Annotated in this window: 14 protein-coding genes; 8 read left to right on the top strand and 6 right to left on the bottom strand. The window is 66.4% G+C overall.

The window, feature by feature from the left end; all coding sequences use genetic code 11:
• The first annotated feature begins 2 nt into the window (after nucleotides 1–2).
• Nucleotides 3–665: a DUF1707 SHOCT-like domain-containing protein gene (locus IEX78_RS13010; protein ID WP_188829148.1), complete on the top strand. Its 663-nt coding sequence runs from the start codon at nucleotides 3–5 to the stop codon at nucleotides 663–665.
• Nucleotides 666–1,061: 396 nt separating this feature from the next.
• On the opposite strand, the gene IEX78_RS24740 is transcribed toward IEX78_RS13010, so the two are convergent.
• Genes IEX78_RS24740 through trmB form a run of 3 tightly spaced genes read right to left on the bottom strand, consistent with a single transcriptional unit; the run spans nucleotide 1,062 to nucleotide 6,910 of the window.
• Nucleotides 1,062–5,384, bottom strand: a complete 4,323-nt coding sequence (locus IEX78_RS24740) for an MMPL family transporter (protein ID WP_373291580.1) — start codon at nucleotides 5,382–5,384, stop codon at nucleotides 1,062–1,064.
• Complete coding sequence (locus IEX78_RS13000; RefSeq protein WP_188829147.1) at nucleotides 5,385–6,101, bottom strand: NYN domain-containing protein; 717 nt, start codon at nucleotides 6,099–6,101, stop codon at nucleotides 5,385–5,387.
• Complete coding sequence (gene trmB, locus IEX78_RS12995; protein ID WP_188829146.1) at nucleotides 6,098–6,910, bottom strand: tRNA (guanosine(46)-N7)-methyltransferase TrmB; 813 nt, start codon at nucleotides 6,908–6,910, stop codon at nucleotides 6,098–6,100. Before trmB ends, IEX78_RS13000 begins: the two co-directional genes overlap by 4 nt.
• 179 nt (nucleotides 6,911–7,089) lie before the next feature.
• On the opposite strand from trmB, the gene IEX78_RS12990 reads away from it, so the two are divergent.
• The 4 genes from IEX78_RS12990 to IEX78_RS12975 all read left to right on the top strand — a co-directional run bounded on the left by IEX78_RS12990 (nucleotide 7,090) and on the right by IEX78_RS12975 (nucleotide 12,477).
• Entirely contained in the window at nucleotides 7,090–8,145 is a 1,056-nt protein-coding gene (locus IEX78_RS12990; protein ID WP_188829145.1) for a P-loop NTPase family protein, read from the top strand.
• A 214-nt stretch (nucleotides 8,146–8,359) separates the two neighbouring features.
• Nucleotides 8,360–10,018: a hypothetical protein gene (locus IEX78_RS12985; protein WP_229683922.1), complete on the top strand. Its 1,659-nt coding sequence runs from the start codon at nucleotides 8,360–8,362 to the stop codon at nucleotides 10,016–10,018.
• Between the two features lie 235 nt (nucleotides 10,019–10,253).
• Nucleotides 10,254–12,083 (top strand): phosphoenolpyruvate carboxykinase (GTP), encoded by a 1,830-nt coding sequence (locus IEX78_RS12980; protein ID WP_188829144.1) that lies wholly within the window; start codon nucleotides 10,254–10,256, stop codon nucleotides 12,081–12,083.
• A 214-nt stretch (nucleotides 12,084–12,297) separates the two neighbouring features.
• The gene (locus IEX78_RS12975) at nucleotides 12,298–12,477 is read left to right on the top strand and encodes a hypothetical protein (protein ID WP_188829143.1); all 180 of its coding nucleotides are present in this window, start codon (nucleotides 12,298–12,300) and stop codon (nucleotides 12,475–12,477) included.
• Between the two features lie 6 nt (nucleotides 12,478–12,483).
• Here IEX78_RS12975 and IEX78_RS12970 read toward each other — a convergent pair whose 3' ends face one another.
• Nucleotides 12,484–13,929 carry an aldehyde dehydrogenase gene (locus tag IEX78_RS12970; protein ID WP_188829142.1) on the bottom strand — a complete coding sequence of 482 codons (1,446 nt, stop codon included), beginning with the start codon at nucleotides 13,927–13,929 and terminating at the stop codon, nucleotides 12,484–12,486.
• A 211-nt stretch (nucleotides 13,930–14,140) separates the two neighbouring features.
• Here IEX78_RS12970 and IEX78_RS12965 point away from each other — a divergent pair, with 211 nt between their 5' ends.
• Nucleotides 14,141–14,428 (top strand): hypothetical protein, encoded by a 288-nt coding sequence (locus IEX78_RS12965; protein ID WP_188829141.1) that lies wholly within the window; start codon nucleotides 14,141–14,143, stop codon nucleotides 14,426–14,428.
• On the opposite strand, the gene IEX78_RS12960 is transcribed toward IEX78_RS12965, so the two are convergent.
• Nucleotides 14,412–15,224, bottom strand: coding sequence for a class I SAM-dependent methyltransferase (locus IEX78_RS12960; RefSeq protein WP_188829140.1), 813 nt, complete (start codon nucleotides 15,222–15,224; stop codon nucleotides 14,412–14,414). The genes IEX78_RS12965 and IEX78_RS12960 overlap by 17 nt on opposite strands.
• A 129-nt stretch (nucleotides 15,225–15,353) precedes the next feature.
• Here IEX78_RS12960 and IEX78_RS12955 point away from each other — a divergent pair, with 129 nt between their 5' ends.
• Complete coding sequence (locus IEX78_RS12955; protein ID WP_188829564.1) at nucleotides 15,354–16,505, top strand: glycosyltransferase family 4 protein; 1,152 nt, start codon at nucleotides 15,354–15,356, stop codon at nucleotides 16,503–16,505.
• Between the two features lie 778 nt (nucleotides 16,506–17,283).
• Here the strand turns inward: IEX78_RS12955 and IEX78_RS24250 are convergent.
• The gene (locus IEX78_RS24250) at nucleotides 17,284–19,944 is read right to left on the bottom strand and encodes an MmpA family trehalose lipid delivery protein (protein WP_229683921.1); all 2,661 of its coding nucleotides are present in this window, start codon (nucleotides 19,942–19,944) and stop codon (nucleotides 17,284–17,286) included.
• 880 nt (nucleotides 19,945–20,824) lie between these two features.
• Between IEX78_RS24250 and IEX78_RS12945 the strand changes: the two genes are divergently transcribed.
• Nucleotides 20,825–22,240 (top strand): polysaccharide biosynthesis protein, encoded by a 1,416-nt coding sequence (locus IEX78_RS12945; RefSeq protein WP_188829139.1) that lies wholly within the window; start codon nucleotides 20,825–20,827, stop codon nucleotides 22,238–22,240.
• Nucleotides 22,241–22,568 lie beyond the last annotated feature (328 nt).

Genomic DNA, 22,568 nt, shown 5'->3' with positions numbered 1-22,568 from the left:
TTATGGGTGGTCCAGAATTCCTCTCCGTTTCGACAGCTCCGGCCGTCGGAGACCGTGACCTGCGGGTTTCGGATGCAGAACGCGAACACGTCGGACAGTTGCTGCAACGCGCGGTGGGGCTCGGCATGCTGTCGCTAGGCGAATTCACCGAACGAATGGACAGCGCGCTCGCGGCGAAGACGCGTGGCGAACTGAACGTTGTCCTCGTTGACCTGCCTGGCATGCGCGTACACGGTGCGCCGCAGCCTGCTGCGATGCCGCGCCCGGCCCGTCGCGCGACGCCCGTTGGCACGGATCCGACGATGATCCGCAGTCGACTGTCGAGTGTGCACCGTCGAGGGGCGTGGCAGGTGCCGCCGGTGCTGCATTTGCACAACCTGATGTCGAGCATCGAACTGGACTTCACCGAGGCGGTGATGCAGACCCAGATCGTCGAAATCGCCGTTGACGACTACCTTTCGGGCCTCACGCTGATTGTCCCGCCAGCGGCGACCGTTGATTTGAACGGCCTTGAACTGATCGGGTCCGGGGTGAACAACCGGGTACGGACGGGCCCCCCGATCGGCCCACTGCATTTGGTGGTGCATGGGCGAATTCGATGGGGTTCGGTAACGGCGAAGTACCCGTTGATGACGCAGCTGCGCCGCGCATTTGGGCGCCTTTAGGGGTTGCTTCGCGGTTGGTTCAAGATCACCAGGCTGTGGTGGTTGAAATTTGGGGGCAAACTTCGCCGTGAGAGCCTGGTGATCTTGTTGTGTGCGGGGTCAGGCGTGTGGATCGGGGCGGTGCGGGGTTGGTCAGGTGATCAGCACGCTGTGGGGGCGGAAGGCTCTCGGCCGACGCCGCCACCAAGGCGTGGTGATCTTGTGGGGTGGGCGGCGTCGCCCCGGCTGCGAGCACGTGGATCGACGTGTGCGTCAGCGTGGCGATCTGCGCTGGGGCCGTGTTGGGCGCGGGGTCAGGCGTGTGGATCGGGGCGGTGCGGGGTTGGGCGGGTGATCAGCACGCTGTGGGGGCGGAAGGCTCTTGGGCGTTGCCGCCGCCACAGCGTGGTGATCTTGTTATTCGGGTGCGTCGTCGTCCTCGCGGCGGCGGAGGAGTTCGTTCACGCTCACTGTGCGGCCCTCGGCGCCGTGGTGGCGGCCCTCGTCCAGGGTCGCGCCACGACGGGATGAGCGGAGTTGGGCCATCCAGTTTTCGATCTCGTTGCGTGACTGGTCGTCCGGGTCCGACTGGGTCGAGCCAACTGGCGTAAAGCCTTCGGGGGCTTGCCATTCCGTACGCGGTTCCGGCGCGGCGGTGTGCTCGGGTGCGTCGGGGGAGACCGCCGGGGTGGGCTCCATTGTCGGCGTCGGATCGTTGGGGTCGATCGCGGTGAAGCCGGGGAGGGTCGGCGGGTGGCCGAAGTTGTTGGGGCGCTCCGAGATTGGTGCGTCAGCGGGCGCCGTCCAGTCCTGGTCGGCCGGGGTGTGTGCGCTCGGTGTACCGAAGCCGTTGGGCTGGTCGAGGTCTTCGAGGCGAATCGGGGGACGCGGCTCGAAGGTCACCGGCTGGAAGCCGGGCGCGGGGGGTTCATTCGTTGCGAAACCCGGTGTGGTTGGGCCCGATTCGCGTCCCGCCGGTTGAGAGTTGGGTGCGTTCGAAGGCGTGCCAGATGGGGAGTTTGGTGGAGTCGGGACTTCGCCAAACGCGGAGTCGGGAGCGCCCGTGGGTGCGCCGAACTGGGAGTTGGGTGCGCTAGTCGGCGAGCTGAACGTGGAGTCGGGGGTGCTCGCAGGTGCGCCGAACTCGGAGTTGCGTGTGCTCGCAGGTGCGCCGAACCCGGGGCCCGGGGTTGCGGGGCCGAATGGGTTCGTGCGGTTCAGCGCTGACTCGTCGCGCAGTGCGTCGTGTGCCGGGGCTGATGTGAACGGGTTCGTGCCGTTCGATGCCGACTCGCCAGGCAGGCCGTCTCGCGCCGGCACGTCCGAGCTAAAGCGGGTCGGGGTGGGCTCGCCCTGTCGGGCCTCGGGTTCCTGAGCGGCGGAAGTAAACGTGCCAGGCTCGGGGGTCCGCGTCGCCTGCGTGGGGTTGCCGAAGGCGTTGAACGGTTCGGGAGAGCGGTGTTCGGGGTTGCGAGTTGGCAAGTCGCCCAAGCGGTTCGCCGCATTGCTTGGCGAAGTTGCGTGCGACGGGTCAGTTCGCGCGAAGCCCGGTGCGGGGTCCGTGGGCGAAAGACCTGCGTGCTGCCCGTGTGCGTTCGCCGCGCCGGTTTCCGGTCGCAGTGAGTCGGCGCTCGGGGTCACGGAATCTGGCGCTTGCGGTGCGTCAGGGGGCGTGAAATTCCCGAGGGTCGCGTCTGGACGCGAGGTGTCCGACGGGTGGGGCACGGGCGGCGTGTACGCGCCGAACGCGTCAGAGATGCTTGCCCGGGGGCTTGGCGTGCGCGCATTGTCGGGAGCAAAAGTGTTGTTGCCCAGCATGTTTAGCTGGTGAGAGGCCGAGTCCCCCGTCGGGGCGGCGTCTGGCCGACCGCTGGCATTGGCCGGGGTCGCGTCGTCATGTTCGGCGTTGTCCGCTAGTCGGGGCGTCACCGAGGGCAGGTCGCGAGGCGAATCCTGGTGTGCCGCAGTCGGTTCCGAGACGCCCGCCAGTGGAGTCGAGAATCCGGCGGGAGGTTGGATGCGGGCCGACCCGCGCGGAGGGCGTGCGGCGGTGCTCGGCGCATGGGAACCACCGAGGTTCAGGGTCGGGCCCGACGTGCCCACGGACCCGTCCGCGGGGACGTTGTGACCGCCCAAGTTCGCGGGGTTGGAGGCGCCGGGGTCGTTCGGGTGCGAACCGCCAGGACCATCCGGCGTCGAACCGTCCAGCGGCGCGCTGCCGTGGGGGCCCAGGTTCAGGCCGCTTGGGTGCGGTCCTGCGGCGCTACCGGGGGCTGGGGTCGACGGGCCCGCGGTCGGGTTCGGTGCATCGTCGGTGATCGCGGGTAAAACCTGGGTTGACTCGTTGTCCGACAGCATTGCCGCGCGGGGGCGCGTTGGGTCGGGGGAGACCGGGCGGCGGGACGGCTTTTCGCCTTCCATTCGCTGCGTCGGCGCGTTCGCCTCGATCTCGGCGACCGTCCGCACACGACGCGGGGTGCGCGCCAACTTGCTGTCGGGGACGGCCGTCATCTGCATCGTCGGCGGGTCGGTGATCGGGGTGGTCTTCACCAAGTCGACGACCGCACCCTTCTGCGGACGCTCGTCGTCGAGGATCGGTTCGCCAAGGCCGATGCGTTCCTGGATGCGCTTCATCCACTTCGGCGCCCACCAGCAGTCGTCGCCGAGCAGTTTCATGATCGCGGGGACGAGCAGCATGCGCAGGACGGTCGCGTCGATGAACAGCGCAGCGATCATGCCGTAGGCGATGTACTGCATCATCACCAGATCGGAGAACGCGAACGCGCCGGTCACGACGAGCAGGATCAGCGCGGCCGCGGTGATGATGCGGCCGGTCTGCGCGGTGCCGATGCGCACGGCTTCGGTGGTCGACGCGCCCTCAGCGCGCGCTTCGACCATGCGCGACAGCAGGAACACCTCGTAGTCAGTCGACAGGCCGTAAATGATCGCGATGATCAACACAAGCACCGGCGCGCTAATCGGCTGCGGGGTGAAGTTGAGGATGCCCGAGCCGTGACCGTCGATGAAGATCCAGGTCAGAATGCCAAGCGTGGAGCCGAGGCCCAGCGCGCTCATCACGGCGGCCTTGATCGGCAGCACGAGCGAGCCGAACGTCAGGAACATCAGCACGGTCGTGACGAGCAGAACGAGCGCGATCATCAACGGGATGCGTTTGAGCAGCGCGTCGATGCTGTCTTTCTGGATCGCGGGCTGACCGCCGACATACATCTGAATGTCGTCAGGCACTTCGATCGCGCGCAGGTAATCGATGGTCTGATCGGCGTTGTTCGAGTCGACGAGCGTGGCTGACGTGCGCCAAATCGACCGATCGTCACGCGGCGACGACGGCACGCCGAACGGGCTGACCAGGCCGGGAGCCTGATTGACCTGCTTCAAAACAGTGCCGATGGCCTTGGTGTCTTCGCCGGTGAAGATGATCTCGATCGGGTCGGTCTTCTTCATCGGGAACACTTCGTAGAAGTGCTCAAGCGCGAGTCGCGTCGAGTTGTCCGGCGGCAGGTACTTCTCGTTGATACCGCCGAAGGCGAGGTCCTTGACCGGGATGATGAGCAGCAACAGACCAATCGTGATCGGAATAGCGATCTTGAGCGGGTGCTTCATCACCCAGCGGGTCATGTTGCCCCAGAAACCGTTCTCGATTTCCTCGGCGGTCTTGTCTTTGCGGAAGCGCTTGAGGCCGAGCATGTCGACGCGCGGGCCGAGAATCGCCAGCATCGCGGGCAGGATCGTGATCGACGTGAGGGCGGCGAGCGTGACCGTCGCGATGGTGCCGTACGCGATCGACCGAAGGAAACCCTGCGGGAACAACAGGATGCCGCCGAGACTCGCGACGATCATCGTCGCCGAGAAAACGACGGTGCGACCTGCGGTCATCACCGAACGACGAACGGCGGCGCGCGTGTCGTAACCCTCGGCCAACTCCTCACGGAATCGACTCACGATGAACAGGCCGTAGTCGATCGCGAGACCGAGGCCAATCATCGAAACGACGCCGCTGACAAACGAGTTGACCTCGGTGAAGTTGGTCAACGCCATGATGATGCCGTTGGCACCAAGAATCGTGAGACCACCGATGATCAGCGGCAACGCGGCGGCGACGATGCCACCGAAGATGAAAAACAGCAGCACGCCGACAGCCGGAATCGCCAGCAATTCCATGCGTTTGGTGTCGTGGGCGATGGTGTCGTTGAGCGTGCCAGCCATGCCCTGCAAGCCCGACACCTCGGTGTCGACGCCTGCCACGTTGAACGCGTCCTTGGTCGCGCGGTAACTGCGCAGCGTCTCAGTGTCGTTGTTGCCTTTGAGGCGGATGGCCGCGAAGGCGTGCTTCTTGTCCTTCGACCCGAACGTCGACGGGACCGCTGGCGCGTTGCCGACACGCCAGTACGTGCCGACGATGCTGTCGACCGAATCCGGGTACTTCGCGGCGAGCCCGCTGAGGTTTTCGACGACAGCAGCTGAGAGCTGCGGATCGTCAATGGTCTTGCCCTCTGGCGCGTTGTACATCACGACGATGTCGGAGTCGTGGTTGCGCCCGAACGCGGCGTCGGCGATGCGCGCGGCCTGCGATGACTCCGAACCCGGGTCGTCAAGGCCGCTGGAACTCAGGTGGTTTTCCAACCCGAACCCATAGCCTCCGAGCGCGAGGAGGGCAGCTCCGACAACACCGATGACGGCGAAACGGAACCGATAGACCAGATCGCCCCAGCGGGTGAACACTTAAGCGACTCCTTGACCAGCGCGAGAAGTGAGTAACGCAGACAGCGGCCGGAACGGCTGCAGCCATGCGCCCTCGTCGGGCAGCGAATCGAGGCTCACCCGCGGCAGCGGTTCCCGGAACACGCCCGGAATGTCCTCGAGGTCGACAAAGTCGAGGGTATCGGATGTGACCGCCCAACTCGCGTGCTCACGGAATCCGAGCACCTGAGCTGGAATTCCTTGCGCGGCGATGGCCTCAAGCGGCTCACGGAAGGCCTGACCGTCGGCCGAAGCGACCATAATTCCGGCGAGCCCACCCTCGCGCTGACGCAGCGCGATGTGTTCGAGCATGTCGGCGTCGACATCGGAGTCTTCGTCGATCTTGGGCTTCGCGAAAACCGCGAAACCAACGTTGCGCAGCGCTTCAACCCACGGGCGAACAACGTCGGCGGTGCCGGGCGCGATGTTGGTGAAGACGGTGGCTTCGGCCTCTACGCGACCCTTCCCACCTGCGGAAAGGTCGGCGGTGCGGGCAAGCAGCCAGCGGCCAAGCGCGTCGAAACGGGGACGATAAGCAGCGGTGGGACGGCCTCCGAGGATGGCGCCGAGGCCCATGTCAAGGTTCGGCGCATCCCAGACAAGCAGGACACGCCGACCACCGGAACCCGGCCCGGCTGATGCCTCACTGCCTGCCTCGGCACTCTCGGGCATCTCGGTGGCGATCTCACTCACGCTCATCTGTCGATCTTCCCCCATATGAACTCGTTGATGACGCTTCCGGCACGCAAGCCCTTGTCTTCGAACTTGGTGATAGGGCGTTCGAAGCCGATCGGTGCCGTATCGCGGTTGGCCGCGCTGTCGCCACCCGTGGTGTCGTTTAGGCCGGTGAGCAGCGGTTCTTGCGAGCCTACTTCGAGAATGTGTTCCGCGTAGTCGGCATGGTCGGTCGCGACATGCAACACGCCGCCAGGCTTCAACCGACTCGCGATCAACGCGAAAGTGGGGGCCTGCAACAGCCTGCGCTTGTGGTGGCGCGCCTTGGGCCAGGGGTCCGGGAAGAACACGCGGACGCCCGTCAGCGACTCCGGGGCAACCATGGACTCAAGCACGTCAACAGCGTCGCCGCGAAGCAGACGAATGTTACTGATTTCCTCGCGTTCGACCTGCTGAACGAGCTGTGCGAGGCCCGGCTGATAGACCTCGATACCGATGAGGTTGAGGTGCGGTTCGGCCGTTGCCATCGCGGCGGTGGCGGTGCCCGTTCCGCAGCCGATCTCGATGACCAGCGGCGCGCTGCGGCCGAACCAGGCGTCGGCGTCGAGGGCGTCGTTGGAGACGTCGCGGCCGATCACGGGCCAGGTGCGGTCCCAAGATGCCTGCTGATTGGGGGTAAGCGCGCTGCGTCGCGCGCGGAAACTCGTGACGCGCGGATACAGGCGTGAACCGGTGAGCGAGCGACGCCCTGCGTCGTTGGGGATCTCCGACAGCGGCGGATGCGCAGGTTTGGCTGCGGCTGCGTCGTTGGATGCATCGTTCACGGCGTCCATTGTCCAGCATGCGCGCAGCTACGTCGCATGCGGTGCTCGTGCGTGGATTTGGCGAACGGCTGGCTCGGATTTCGCTCGCTCGCAGCAAGGCGGCCCGACGGCAAGTTGCGGCGCTGGCTGACTCGGTTTGTTGTCGGTGGGGTCTGACAGAATGCGGGGCGAGAAGGGGGTTGTCGAACATGGATCTCGATGAACTGATCTCGGCGTTAACGACTGGGCGTGGCAGCGACCCGGCGATTGGGGCGCGTATCGGGGCGGCGCTCACGCATCGGCGACGGCCGTTGACCGTGCAGGTGGCTGGGCGCGCGTTTACCGGGCGCACTACGTTGCTTGGGGCGTTGGCGTTGCTTGGGGCGGTCGAAACTGCGGCTGTTGATTCGCCTGGGGTTGGCGACCCGGTGCTCGACGCTGACCTTGTTGTTTACGTGCTTGCCGGGCCGCCCAATGAGGCTGATCGGCGCGTTCTCAGTGCGCTTTCGCCTACGAATTGTGTTGTCGCACTTAATAAGTCGGATGCTGTTGGGTCAAGATGGAGTGCGGCTGTCGAAGCTGCCGCGCGATATTCGGCCGAGTTGCGCTTGCCTGTTGTGCCGGTGATCGGGGTGTTGGCGGCGCGTACGCGGTCGGGGAGTGTGGAGCCGGAAGAGCTCGCTGAGCTGCGGGAACTTGCCGCTGACGAGCCGTCGATGTTGTCGACTGAGCTGTTTATCGCGGGGTCGGAAGCGCGTGCGCGGCTTGTTGAGCGTTGGGGATTATTTGGGATCGACTGCGCGCTTTCGGCGCTGCGCGCGGTGCCGGAGTTGAGTTCGGCGGGGCTGATGCAGGTGCTGCACGCGGCAAGTGGGATTGACCCGCTGCACGAGCTGTTGCATCGCCGCTACGAGCAGATCGACGCGGTGCGCGGTGGGGAATTGCTCGATGAGCTGGTGCGATTGGCCGCGCGCGGATTAGCTGACGAAGAGGGGTCGGCCGCGGTGTTGGTCGAGGAATACCTGTTCAGCGACGACGCAATGCGGATGGGGTTGCGCGCCGGATTGGCGTGTCCTGCGGTGAGCCATTTGGCGGCCGGATACCCGTCGCCGTCGGCGGCTGATGCGAGCGAGGCGTTGGCGCGGGCGTCGCGGTGGAGGTCGCTGGTGTCGAGCGATATGCCGCCTGCGGCCCGTCGGGCCGCGATGCGGGTGCATAACGGGTACATGCGTCAGTGGGAGCGGCTGAGCAGTGCGGGGCTTTGAGGTGGGCGTCGGGGATGCTGCTCAGGCTGGTGAGCTGATTGCGCGCGCGTCTGTCGATGCTCACTCACCGACTCGTGGGGGTGCCGTGGGCGGCGAAGCGGAGACTGAGCTGGGTGCCGGCGAAGCCCGTAGAGGTGGGGAAGGTGGCACGGCGGGCGCTGAGCGCGGGACCAGCGAGGCCCATAGACGTGGGGAAGGCGGCGTAGGGGGAGTGATGGGTTCGGTGGCGGGCGCTGCGCTTGGGGCTGGTGAGGCTCGCGTACTGCCGGTTGGTGCGGACTCAGGGGTCGATCCGAGTGCCGATAGCGACGGCGGGGTCAGTGAGGTTTCCGCGCGGCACCTTTCGCTCATTGCGCGGTGGAATCCGCAGGGGGCCGCGTTGTTGCGGGCCCTTGACATCGCTGGCGTGGCTGACTCGCCTGGGGCGGGGGCGCAGATTGTTTGTTATGCGCCCGATGATGCCAACACCACCGCGCTGCGCGCCGAACTCGCGCGGTTCGTTCCCCAGCTTGACCTGGCGAAACCCGGGGGGCGGGCAAGTGCCGATTCGGCCGCGAGCATCACCGCGCTGATCATTTTCGACGCGGGCAGCATCATCGGCGCGCAGGTGCTGACGCTGATTGGGGAATTGCGCGCGGCCGGTCACCCGGTTGTTGTCGCGATGAACGGCTTCCACGCCCACCCCGATTGGCGCGCGATCCGCGACCGCAACCTGGGAATTCTCGCCGAACGGGGATTCGCGGACCTCGACATCATCGCGGTATCAGCGCGCCTCGCCCAGGCGTCGCGGGCTGGTGCGCGTCCCGTCGACCCGTCGACCAGTGCCCAGCTAACCCCAACCACGCAGCGAATTTCCGACGTAGTCGACTCATCCCTCCTCGATCGGTCCGGCGTCGCGGCCCTCCACGCGCGACTCGCCGCATCAACCGCGCGCAGCCCCGACGAGGTCAGTGCGCGTCGCAAAGCCGTGCTCACCCAAGTCCTCGCCGACACTCGCGCTCGCGTCACCGAACAGGTCGCCGCTCTGCGGTCCGGTGACGCGCTCGCTCAGTTGCGCGCGGAACGGGTTGAGCTTGTCGCTGAACGCGACGGCGGCAGGCAAACGAATCTTGCCGCGCTGCGCAGCCAGGTCCACCTTGCTCGCGTCGAGCTGTCAACACAGGTAGGCGAGCTGGTAAGGGCTCTAAACGCCCGGTCGCGCGCCGAGCTCGATCGCAGTTCACGCGCCGCACTGCGCGACTATCCGAAGCGGTTCGCCGAATCCGTCGCCGAGCTAACCGGCCGCGTCGACGCCGCGGTCGACTCGCGCGTCGCCCAAACGGCCGACCGCGTCGCCTCGCCAACGCCCGACCCGCTTCGGCGCACGGCGACCCCGTCGATCGGCGACGGTCCCGACCGCCGACACCGTGGTGTCGAAGATCACCTCATGATCGCCCTCGGTGCGTCGGCGGGTCTTGGGCTCGGCCGATTGGTCGTCTCGCCCCTAGCTCTCGTGCCTACGCTCGACTTCGCGAGTGTCCCGGTCACGCTGCTGCTCGGCGGTGCGTCGGCGGGTTGGGTGGTGCGAGCGCGTGGTCAGCTCGCCGACCGCAACCACCTCGCCCAGTGGACCTCCGACGCGCTCATGAGCGTAAAAGCCCAGCTAGATCAGCATGTTGCGAGCGCGATGCTGGATTTGGAAACGGTTCTTGCCGATTTTGTGGTCCGCAATGCCAACGCGCGCGCCGTCGTCATCGACCGTCAAATCACCGAATTAGACCTACGCGCGCGACGCCTAGGCGCCGACGCTCCCGCCCAACTCGCCGCCTGCATGTCCGATATCGCCGAACTCGATCAGCTCGATATCCTGATTGACGCGCTCACTCATGGGTAGATCTTTGGCAACCCGATTCCATCTCAGCCGTCACATCGCGTTAATCTTTAAACAGGAACCTGGGCGTCCGCACCGTGCAAGTCGATGCGCGGCCCTCCTCCATGTACGGTCCTGTACGCCGTCCATTGTGGGGTTGCGCGGGACAACGGCACACGCAGACGTCTTCCCGCCATGGTGGCGATCGATGGCTTGACACTTGCCAGCCTCGACAACCGCCCATCTCAGGAGAGTTTTCATGACCTCAGCGACCATTCCTGGTCTTCGTGGATCCGACGGCACCGCGCCGACCGAGCACTCTGAACTGCTCGCCTGGGTACAGGAAGTCGCAGAGCTCACCCAGCCTGACCGCGTCGTGTGGGCCGATGGTTCCGACGCCGAGTGGGATCGCCTCACCGCCCAGCTCGTTGAGGCTGGCACCTTCAAGAAGCTCAACGAAGAGAAGAAGCCGAACTCGTTCCTCGCGCTGTCGGACCCGTCCGACGTCGCGCGTGTCGAGTCGCGCACCTACATCTGCTCGAAGTCCGAAGCCGACGCTGGCCCAACGAACAACTGGGTCGACCCGGCCGAGATGCGCGCCACCATGACCGAGCTGTACCGCGGCTCGATGAAGGGCCGCACCATGTATGTGGTGCCGTTCTGCATGGGCCCGCTCGGCGCGGAAGACCCCAAGCTCGGCGTCGAGATCACCGACTCGGAGTACGTGGTTGTCTCGATGCGCGTGATGACCCGCATGGGCCAGGCCGCGCTCGACAAGCTCGGCACCGACCGCCCGTTCGTGAAGGCGCTGCACTCGGTTGGCGCGCCGCTCGCCGACGGCCAGGCCGACGTCCCGTGGCCGTGCAGCGACACCAAGTACATCACCCACTTCCCCGAGGACCGCGAGATCTGGTCGTTCGGTTCGGGCTACGGCGGCAACGCGCTGCTCGGCAAGAAGTGCTACTCGCTGCGTATCGCGTCGGCGATGGCCCACGACGAGGGCTGGCTCGCTGAGCACATGCTCATCCTCAAGCTGATCTCGCCGGAGAACAAGAACTACTACGTCGCCGCCGCGTTCCCGTCGGCGTGTGGCAAGACCAACCTCGCGATGATCCAGCCGACCATCCCGGGCTGGCGCGCGGAGACCCTGGGCGACGACATCGCCTGGATGCGTTTCGGCAAGGACGGCCAGCTCTACGCCGTCAACCCGGAGTTCGGCTTCTTCGGTGTCGCGCCGGGCACCAACCACAGCTCCAACCCCAACGCGATGGCAACCATCGACGCGGGCAACACCGTTTACACCAACGTCGCCAACACCGACGACAACGACGTGTGGTGGGAGGGCCTCGAAGGCGATCCGCAGCACCTGATCGACTGGAAGGGCAACGAGTGGACGCCTGAGTCGGGAACGCATGCCGCGCACCCGAACTCGCGTTACTGCACCCCGATGTCGCAGTGCCCGACGCTGGCTCCCGAGTGGGACGACCCGCAGGGCGTGCCGATCTCGGCCATCCTGTTCGGCGGTCGCCGCAAGACCACCGTTCCGCTGGTCACCGAGTCGTTCGGCTGGGAGCACGGCGTGTTCATGGGCGCCACCATGGGCTCCGAGCAGACCGCTGCCGCTGAGGGCACCGTCGGCACCGTCCGTCGCGACCCGATGGCGATGCTGCCGTTCCTCGGCTACCACGTTGGCGACTACCTCAACCACTGGATCGACCTCGGCAAGAACGCCGACTCGAACAAGCTGCCGAAGATCTTCTACGTCAACTGGTTCCGTCGTGGCGACGACGGCCGCTTCCTGTGGCCCGGATTCGGCGAGAACTCGCGCGTGCTTGAGTGGATCGTCGGCCGGATTGAAGGCCGTTCGGGCGCAACGTCGACTGCGGTCGGCAACGTTCCCACCGCCGCTGATCTCGACCTGAACGGCCTTGACGTGGTCGCCGCCGACGTCGACGAGGCGCTCGCGGTGAACGCCGACGAGTGGCGCAACGAGATCCCGTCGATCGAGGAATGGTTCGAGTTCATCGGCGACAAGCTGCCTTCGGGCGTGCGCGACGAGTTCGAAGCGCTCAAGGAGCGTCTGGGCTAAGCGCCGTCTTTACGTAAAAAGCCGCCCGTACCTTGTTGGTACGGGCGACTTTTGCGTTTATGGGGCTTGATCAGGCCGAAACAGCGAGGCACGCACACGCGACTGTTCGCGTCACTTATATTTCTCTCAGCTACAGGCACGTTGCACCAACCCCAATCCCGTGCGAGAGACGCGACCTTCGGTCCGCTGCTCGCTGAGAGGTGGTTAGCCGCACATGACCGATCTGGTGATTCGTCCTGAACCGGAGTCAAGCTCAAGCACGCCCCTGCATCGCGTCGCCGGACGGCTACAGCGCGCGCTACCGCCGGGCTGGCAGGTCGATGTTGTCGACCTGCCGCCGCGCGGTCAAGTAGCTGGTCAGCCGGTGTTGCGGGTGCAGATGCCGCAAACCTAGCTCGGGCTAGTCGGTCCAGCCCATCGGCATCAGTACCGCCTTTTGCTCGCAGAACGAATCAAGGCCCTCTGGCCCATTTTCGCGTCCGATGCCGGAGTTTTTGTAGCCGCCGAAGGGCGAATTCGGGTCGAAGGCATACCAGTTGATCGCGTACGTGCCGGTGCGAACCTTGGCCGCGATGGCGAGGCCGCGATCGATGTCGGTGGTCCAGACCGAGCCCGCGAGGCCGTAGTCGGAATCGTTGGCGATCGCGACGGCTTCGTCTTCGGTGTCGTACGGAATCACCGCGATGACCGGGCCGAAGATCTCTTCCTGGGCGATGGTGTGGGCGTTGTCGACGTCGGCGAAGATCGTCGGTTCGATGAACCAGCCCTTGTCGATATCGGCAGGGCGACCGCCACCGAAGACGATGCGCGCGCCTTCCTCAACGCCCTTCGCGATGTAGCTCTCGACGCGGTCGCGCTGCTTTTCGCTGATCAGCGGGCCGAGTTGGGTTGCCGGATCGGTCGGGTCGCCAACCTTCATGGTCGACACATGCGCGACGAGCGCGTCGACGATCTCGTCGTAGCGTTCGCGCGGGGCGAGGATGCGGGTTTGCGCGACGCAGCCCTGACCAGTGTTCATCAGCGCCGAGAATGCGAGGACGGGAATGGTCGCGGCGAGGTCGGCATCGGGCAGCACGATCGCGGCCGACTTGCCGCCGAGTTCGAGCGAAACGGTTTTGAGGCCTTCGCCCGCGATGGCGCCGAGCTTGCGACCGACAGCGGTGCTGCCGGTGAAGGTGACCTTGTCGACGTCGGGGTGGGCTGCCAGGTATTCGCTAGCTTCGGCTTCGGCGGGCAACACCGAGAGAACACCGGCGGGCAGACCGGCTTCGGTGAACAGCTCGGCAAGCAGGTTGGCGGTGAGTGGGGTGAGTGGGGACGGCTTGAGCACGACACTACATCCGGCAAGCAACGCGGGGGCGAGTTTGTTCGCGGCGAGGAAAAGCGGAACGTTCCACGCGGTAATCGCGGCGACTACTCCGCGCGGTTCCCTTGAGACGCGGGAAGTTCCAAATGGGCCTACTCGAGTCTCGTTCCACGGGAACGTTTTCGCTAATGCGGCGGTCGCGTCAAGGGCCGCGACAGCGGGAATTTGGTTGAGCGTCAAGGCGGCTAACGCGGGCGCGCCCATTTCCGCGGTGAGTGCGGCGAGCAATTCGGGCGAACGCTGCTCAATCAATCGTGCGACCTTCGTGAGCACCTCTGCTCGTTCTAGCGGGTCGGTCGATGCCCACGGTCCGCTGTCGAACGCTTCGCGTGCCGCGGCGACCGCAGCGTCGACATCGGCATTCGTTACCGCTGGCACGCTGCCGACGGTCTGTTCAGTGGCGGGTGAAACCACCTGAATACGGTCGCTACCGGCAGGGGTCGTCCACTTGCCGCCGATGAAAAGACTGTCATAGTGCATGAGAACACGTTACAGTTTTGTTGCTTGGTTGTCTGCAACATGTTCTAGTTCGGGGCCGGCTGCGTGCCCGTCGCCGACTCAATTCCGACCTGCCGGTTCGCTTTTCAGACAAACGCACTATTGCGTTCTTGTGATGAAAAGGGGATGCTTTAGCTACTGATCAGCTCGCTCGATTCACCAAACCTTTACAGCGAATTGGGGAGACCAACTCATGGCTGTGCAAGTGATCGACCGATCGTTGATGACTAGCGATCAGACCGACCATCAAGCGAAAAGTGTGGGCAGCGGAGGCTGGGTTGTGTCCTTCCTCCCCGGTCGCACGCTGACAATCGAACAGGCTACGGCCGCTATTCAGGCAGCTGAGGCGGTGGCAATAGTTGGCGCGCTAGCGGATCAGGTCGGATTGACGACTTTGGAAACGGTAGGCCTCGCGATCCAAGAGTCGCCGTGGCCGGAGTATGTGGAACCGGTGCGGCGCAGGCTCAGCTGGCTTGCCTAACTTCGGGTTTGCGCGCGACGATAACCAGGTTGCTCACCAGTAGCTCACGAACCAGCGGCACGCGAACAAGCCACCAGGCCCAACGCGGGTGGTAGCGAGGGAAAATGGTGTGCACGTCAGCGGAAGTTGTTCGTGCCCACGCGATTCCGTCGGCGGCACGTACTGCGAAAAGCGAGCGGCCAAATCTGTTCTTCGGTTCACGACCCTGCTTACGCGCATAACGTCGGGCGGCGAATTCGCCACCGAGGTAATGCCAAAGGCCGGTTTCGTGGCCGCCGAAGGGGCCGTGCCAGACGGTGTAGGAAAACACCATCAGGCCACCGGGTTTCGTCACGCGCAGCATTTCGTCGGCCATTACCCACGGGTGCGGGATGTGCTCAGCGACGTTCGACGATAGGCACACGTCAAAAGCATTGTCGCGGAACGGAAGTGACATTCCTGAGCCGCGTACCGAGCCGGGTACATGCAGGCCGGCGGCGTGCATTTCCGAAGGATCGGGTTCCACGGAGAAATAGCGTGCGCCGAGGGTCGCGAACTGGTCGGCGAAATAGCCTGGGCCGCCGCCAACGTCGAGCACGGTTATCGCGTTCAGGTCGTCGCCGGTCACGTCGCGGTAGAAGTCGCTGATGAGTTCAGCGGTGTCGGTCGCGATGCCGCCATAGAAGAGGGCGGGGTCGGATTGTTCGAACCGGAAGCTCGTCAACAGGCGAAGCGAGCGACGCAGGGTCGCGCGATCGGCGAAGGCGGGCCGCTTTGCTGGCGGCCGCACGAGTCGGGTCAGGGTCGCGGTCGGCACAGGCAGCGAGTTTAGGTTCAACGCCCGGTCGCGGCGCTGTTGGCTATGGTTTGTGCTGGTCGCGGGAGGTCACCGGCTAGGGTGGTGTCTTACGTCTCATCCGCACCCGACCCGAATGTGAGCAATATCGTGCGTGAAGTCCTGCTGCTGTGCTGGCGCGATACTGGCCATCCGCAGGGCGGCGGAAGCGAGCGATACCTGGAGCAAGTTGGCGCGCAACTGGCCGCTAGCGGGGTCAAAGTTACGTTGCGGACCGCGCGGTATCCGGGGGCGGCGCGCAGCGAGTTTGTCGACGGGATCCAGATCAGTCGCGCGGGCGGGCGATTCACGGTGTATCCGCGGGCGCTCGCGGCCATTTTCGCTGGTCGGATGGGTGTTGGGCCGTTGCGTGGGATTCGTCCCGACGTCGTGATCGACACCCAAAACGGGATCCCGTTCTTCGCTGGCGTCACCGGGGTGCCGTCGGTGGTTTTGGTGCATCACGGACATCGGGAGCAGTGGCCGGTCGCGGGGCGGCTCGTTGGGCGGATCGGGTGGTGGATCGAGTCGCGGTTGTCGCCACGGGTGCATCGTGGCAACCAGTATTTGACGGTGTCGCTGCCGTCAGCCGAGGAGCTCGGCGCGCTTGGGGTTGGGGGTGAGCGCGTCGCGGTGGTCCGCAACGGGGCCGAGCCGGTGCCAGCGGGGATCGTCGACCGTCCGGCTTCGGCGCCGCGCGTCGCGGTGCTGTCGCGGTTGGTGCCGCATAAGCAGATCGAAGACGCGCTGGTCGCGGTCGCGGGGCTGCGCGCCGACTTTCCCGACGTCCACCTCGACGTCATCGGCGACGGATGGTGGGCACCCAACCTGCGCGAATGCGCGGCTGAACTTGGCATTGACGACGCGGTCACCTTCCACGGGCACGTCGACGAGGTGCGTAAACACGAGATTTTGAGTCAGGCGTGGGTGCATGTGATGCCGTCGCGCAAGGAAGGGTGGGGGCTCGCGGTGATCGAGGCGGCCCAGCACGGCGTGCCGACCGTCGGCTACCGCAGCTCGCGAGGACTTACCGATTCGATCGTTGACGGGGTCACGGGGACGTTGGTCGCCGACGTGTCGGGCTTGGGCGCGGCCATCGGCGAGTTGTTGGCTGATGTTGAGGCGCGTCAGGTGATGGGGGAGAAGGCGCGGGCGCGGGCTGGGGAGTTTTCGTGGGAGCAGACGGGGGCGGGGGTGCGCGCGGTGTTGGAGGCGGCGGCGCGGGGGGAATTTGTGAGTGGGTTGGTTACGCGGGGGGAGTAGGGGGCGCTGTCGCGTGTTGGCCTGCGTCAGGTGATGGGGGAGAAGGCGCGGTCAGACGGGCGCGGGGGTGCGCGCGGTGTTGGAGGCGGCGGCGCGGGGGAGTTTGTGAGTGGGTTGGTTACGCGGGGGAGTAGGGGGCGCTGTCGCGTGTTGGCCTGCGTCAGGCGAGGGAGAAGCGCGGGCGCGGGAGTCTTCGGGGGGGGGGGGGGCTGACCGGGGCGGGGTGCGCGCGGTGTTGGAGGCGGCGGCGCGGGGCAATTTGTGTGCGGGTCACGGGAGAGCAGGGGCGCTGTCGCGTGACGGCGAGGTCGCGTGGGCGGTGGCGTGGGTCGGTTTGCGTCGACGCAGGGCGGTGGCTCGCGGGTCGGCGGCTTGCGTTTGACGCGGTCGCGGCGTGCGTGATTGCTTGGCGGCTCCGTTTCCCGGGGCGGGTGTGCTGATCGGGCCGCGATGAGGGGTCGTCGTGTTGGCTGTAATTGAGTTCAGTTTTGGCGTGCGTGACGCGTGACCATGGTTGGCGGTTTGGTTCCGCGTGGGGTGCGGGACATGGTCGGGTGTGGCGGGGGAATTTCACGTTGGACGTTTGTTGGGTCCAGCTCGGGCCGGTGCGGAGGCAGGGTTCGCCTCAAGGCTCAGGTCGCTCGCTGCCGCCTCGTCGATAACCCGTTGGACGGTCCCAGGGTTCGGCGGGAGGCAGGGCCGCGCTCGTCATGCACGAAAGTCCTTATGCGGGGCCCACTCTCGCCTAGTACGGGATGGTTGGCGCATGCTCGACGGCTCAGGTTAGCTGCTGTGACCTGCTCGTTCGTGGTGCGAATGCTGTTGCTAGCAAGCCTATTAGCATCAGGGATGCCCACAGGGCGTGTGCCGCTAACGCTGCCGCGCGGGATTGGCGGGTTGCGTTGAAGTGGTGTGGGTTTTCGATTCGGTACAGGGCTAGGTCGGGAGCGTCGTAGGCCAATTGTGCTGTCGCCAAGGTTGTTTCGGACTTTCCACGCGGGCCCGGCGTTGACTTTTCGATAAGGATCCAGCCGACGCCTTGGTCGGCGAGCTTGGCGGCTGGTGCGCCTGCGAGCAGGAGGTTTTCGACGGTGCGCGCGCGTCCACCTTCGCCGCTTACGGTGTTGTTGCGGACATTCAGTTCGCCGGTCTGCAGCACGTCGGGGGGGAGGAGGCGTGGGGCTGGGTCGAGCACGGGAGCTGTTGGCGCGTAAGGGAATCGGCGGAACATGCCGCCGGGGATCACCGCGACGTCGCCAGTGTCGGGCTCGATGTGCGCGACGACGTTCGCCCAACTTGCTGGGTAGTGAACGGGTTTGAGCGCGCCGCTCACGCCCCAGGTTAGGTCAGCTAGCGGGATGATCAGCAACGCGATGAAAAGTGCTGCGGCGGTGCGTAATACGTGCGGCGTTGGGATAGCCAGCGCGCTCGTATCGCGGGGTTTTGGAATCGTGCGCGAATCGGGGCCTGCGGGTGAGCTGACGTTCTGCGGTGTCGTGCTGGGTGGCCTGTATTCGTGCGCCGTTGTGCGGGTTGCGAGCGGGTGGTTGTGGGTGGGGCGGTACGCGGTAGTGGTGGGGTCGGCAGCTGTTCCGGGCGGAAGTTGTTCGCTTGTCGGAAGGTACGGGGCCTGGTCGGGCTCGGACAGATGGCGGCGGAGCTTCGTAAGCCAGGTGGCGACGGCTCGGCAGCCCGCCGCCGCGCACAGTGCGTATGCGGGGACGGCTAGGGCCACGTATTTCTGGGTGTCGCGTAGGAGGCCTGCGCCGGGGATTTCGGTCACCAGCCATTCGCCTGCGGACAAACCCCACGGTGTCGCGCCCAGTGCGGGCAGGAGGATCGCGGCTTCGGCGATGGTGATGAGGGTCTTGCCGGTGCGGCCTTGTCGCCAGACCGCGCGGACGCCCAAGGCGACCATCGTCAGCAGGAACAGCGTTGCGACCAGCGCCAATGGGGTTGTGCGCGACGTCGGGACGGCTTCGGCGTTCCAGATGCCGCCGAGTCCGGCGAGGCTGCCCATCGTCCCGAGCCACGGTTCGGCGCGTGCGGCGAAGGCGGCGACGCCTGCGGGGTCTGAGGGTCCGGCGCCTGCGCCGAGGGCTGTCGCGGTGAGCCAGGGGGCGCAGGTTGCGAGCCAGATGAGGGTTGCGGGGAGCGCTGCGCGTCGTCCGATGAGGGCGAGGCCGATGATCGCGGCGAGGAGCGAGCCGGTTGGGGTGAGCCCGGCGGCGGCGAAGGATGCGGTGAGGGTGCCCCACGCACGCCAGTCGGAGGTTAGACGCGTGGTGCGCATGGACCTGAGTGCTGGTGCGCCGCGACGTGCATTGACTTGCGCGTTGGTGGAGGCATCTGCCCTGGTTGCGTCGTTGACGTGACCGGGTTCGGGCAGCGACGTTGCGGGCGCTGGCTGCGTTGGTGCAGTTGCCCGGGTTGCGTCATTGACGTGACCATTCGCTGGCGGCGACGTTGCGGCGTTGGGCTGCACTTGTGCGTGTGGGGCGGGACGGTCTGCGGGCGGTGTTGTGGGATTGGGTTGTGCTTGCGCGTGTGGGGCGGGGCCGTTTCCGGGCGATGTTGTGGAGTCGGGCTGCGACTGTGCGCGCCGGGCGGGGCCGTTTGCGGGCGTCGTTCCGGAGTTGGGCTGCGCTTGCGCGTGTGGGGCGAGGCCGTTTCCGGGCGATGTTGTGGAGTCGGGCTGCGACTGGGCGCGCCGGGCGGGACCGTTTGCGGGCGTCGTTCCGGAGTTGGGGTGCGCTTGTATGTGTGCGGCGGGACCGTTTGCCGGCGACGATGTGGAGTTGGGTTGTGCCGCTACGTGTGGGGGTTGACCGCTTGTTGGCGGCGATGTTGCGGTGTCGGGCTGCGCCTGTGCGCGGGTGGCGGCAAGGTCTGCAGGCAGGGTTGGGGTCTGGTGCCGCGGCCGGTGCTCGTCGCGCGCGAGTGGGGTGCCGTGTGCGCGTTTGTTGGTGAGCGGTGGGCGGTGGGCGCGGCGGATGTGGGTTGCGGCGATGGCTGTCCAGGGGAGGGCTGCGTAACCTGCGAAAAGGCTCCAGTGGCCCTGTAGTAGCCGTTCGGCGACGTAAGGGTTCCACAGGGCGACCGTCGCGGCGACCAACTGCATGCTGATCGGGGCTGCCAAAAGTTGCCGTGCGAGCACCGCGGCGCCGTAACCGGCCGACCAAAGCGCGACGATCAGGATGGCCTTCACCAGCACGCCACCGTCGATGACCGGGCTAACGAGCGCGATCAACGCGTCTTGCGGCACCGCGCGCGGGGCGGCACCGCCGAGGCCGAGCGCCGAATCGGTGAGGTACGAGCGTGGCGTGCTGACGGCGTCACGCAGGAGCAGGTACCCCGAGCCAGCGAGTGGCCCGACGATCAGCGCGGTGAGCAGGGCGCAATACCCGCCGACCACCCCGCGCTCGCGCCACGTATCCACACGAGCACCATACGGACCGATCGCACGTCCACGTCGCGTGCAGGTGGACCAAGATCAGCACGCTGTTGTGCAGGTGAGCTCTCGGGCGATGCCGCCGCCTAAGCGTGCTGATCTTGCAGCGAGCACCCGGATCGCGACAGGGCTGACATTCGCAGCGTGGAACGCGCTTGGGCTGACGGGTGCCCCGCGTCTTTCCGGAGGCCGCGCATGCCACGGCCAGCTGGTGTGAACGCGATTCTGCAGCGGGCTCGGGGTCTGAGACCTCGGCCGTGGGTGAGCCTGGACCCGAGCTGCTGGGCGACCGCGTCTGGCGGATCAAGATCAGCACGCTGTTGTGCAGGTGAGGACTCGGGCGATGCCGCCGCCTAAGCGTGTTGATCTTGCAGCGAGCACCCGGATCGCGACAGGGCTGACATTCGCAGCGTGGGACGCGGGGCTTGGGCTGACGGGTGCCCCGCGTCTTTCCGGAGGCTGCGCATGCTGTGAACGCGATTCTGCAGCGGGCTCGGGGTCTGAGACCTCGGCCGCAGGTGAGCCTGGATCCGAGCTGCTGGGCGGCCGCGTTTGGCGGATCAAGATCAGCACGCTGCTGTGCAGGTGAACGCTCGGGTGATGCCGCCGCCAAAGCGTGTTGATCATGGGGCGTTGGGCGCGCCCGAGTTTCGGCGCGGGTGTTCGCGCTGTGGATTTCGGCGATGCTGCCAGTGGAGCGGGGTCTCGTCATGTGCGCCGAGGCCGCTGGGTTCAGGGCCTGGGGCGTGCCAGCACCCCGTGTCGATCGCGGGGTGGCGCGTGCGCGGTGCGGCCTCGGACGCGCTGGCGAAGCGGGGGAGTGTGGTGCGAGAGGTCGGGGGCGTTGCGGGTCTGGGAGCATGGGCGCGTGTCTTTTGTCCGTCGTCCGCCTGTTGTTGCTGATCTGACCTGGGTGACGGCGGGTGCGATGACGGCCAATGTCGCCGGGTATCTGCTGCAACTGTTGGCTGGGCGCTGGCTTGGAGTGGGCGGGTACAGCGAATTCGCCAGTCTGCTCGCGGTGCAGTTGCTGTGTGCGGTGCCTGCGCTCGCGTTGCAGAACGTGGTCGCGCGCGAGATCGTGCAGGGGGCTGGGATGCGCGCGGTGCGGTCGACGCAACTGCGGTGCGCGGGGCTGGTCGCGGTCGCGGCGGCGGTGCTTGTTCCCATTGTTTCGACGGTGTTGAACGTTGGGGTGTGGGCTGCTGCTGGCGCGTTGAGTGCGGCGCCGGTGCTGGTGCTCGTTTCCGGCGAGCAGGGAATCTTGCAGGGGCACAACAAGTTTCGTGCGCTTGCTGTCGTGTTGGCCGTTGCTGGATCGGCTCGCGTCGCACCTGCGTTGTGCGCGTTGGCGGTCGGCGGGACGGCCGCGACTGGGCTGTGGGCGGCGACCGGCGGCATCGCTGTCGCGGCGGTGATCGCGGGACGCATCGCGCGCGGGAGTGAGCGAGGCGGAGCGCGCGCCGGCTCGGCGACGGTAGACGCGAGCGGGGGGCTTAGCGATCCATCGGCGGTCGACCGGCCACGTGCGCGCGACGTGTCGGGCCTGAGTTGGACCGACCAGCAGCCGGAAATCGAGCCGCAGGCCGTGCGCGGGGCGCCGGAGCTGAGCGGCGTGAGTGGGCGCGAGCACCCGGGGCTCCGCAGTACCTCGGATATGGCAACCGCATCGACGGCTACCCGACGCGTCGGGGTTGTTCCCGTGCTGCGGGCCGTGCAGGTACAGGCCGCGCTTATGGCACTCTCGTCGGCCGATCTCATTGTTTCGCGGATCGTGCTTGATCCCGACAATGCGAGCCGGTATGCGCTCGGTGCCATCGCTACCAAGATCGCGTTTTGGTTGCCCGCCGCTGTTGGGGTTGTGCTTTACCCGCGGATGGCGCAGCCTGCGCACTCGGCGCGGGCGATCCGGGACGCGCTAACGGTGCTCGTTGGAATTGGCACGCTCGCGGTGATCGGGGCGGCCATCGCGGCACCGCTCGCGCCGTTATTCGCGGGGTCCGATTATGCGCCGATTCAAGGGCTCCTGTGGATGTTCGCGCTGGATGGGGCGATATTGGCGGTGCTGCAGGGGGCCATGTTGTCGGCGATCGCGGTGGAGCGGACGGCGTTGGCGGTGGTCACTTGGATCGGACTGGTCGTCGAGGTTGTCGCGATGCTGACCGTCGCGCACTCGATCAACGGACTGATCACAACCGCAGTGTGCGTGGCTGGGGTCACGACGGCGATTGTCGTGGTCGCGGTGTTGCGGACGGGTGCTCGCACGGTGCGGCAACCTGAGTAACGACGGTTGATCGTCGGGGCTGCGGAAGGGGCTCGCGTGGTGGGCCGGGGCGCCGACCACAATTGTCGTGGTCACGGTGCTGCTGACTTGGGCTCGCGCGGCCGGGGTGACCCTGATGGTCGGGGGCGGTGCAGCAGACCGGAACTCGCCGTCGAGCAGCTGGCGTGACAACCGCAATTGTCGCCGTCGCCCGCGGTGCGGGACGGCGCTCGTGGTGGTGCAGCCTGGGTGACGGCCGCAATCTGCGGTGGACTGGTCCTCGCTGTGGAGCGGCCTGGGTGACAACCGCAATTGTCGCCGTCGCCCGCGTTGCGGGCCGGCGCTCGTG

The organism is Nocardia camponoti (genome assembly GCF_014646135.1).
Lineage (GTDB): Bacteria > Actinomycetota > Actinomycetes > Mycobacteriales > Mycobacteriaceae > Nocardia > Nocardia camponoti.
Note: the sequence above shows the minus strand (reverse complement) of the source record. Positions and strands in the feature narration are given on the sequence as shown.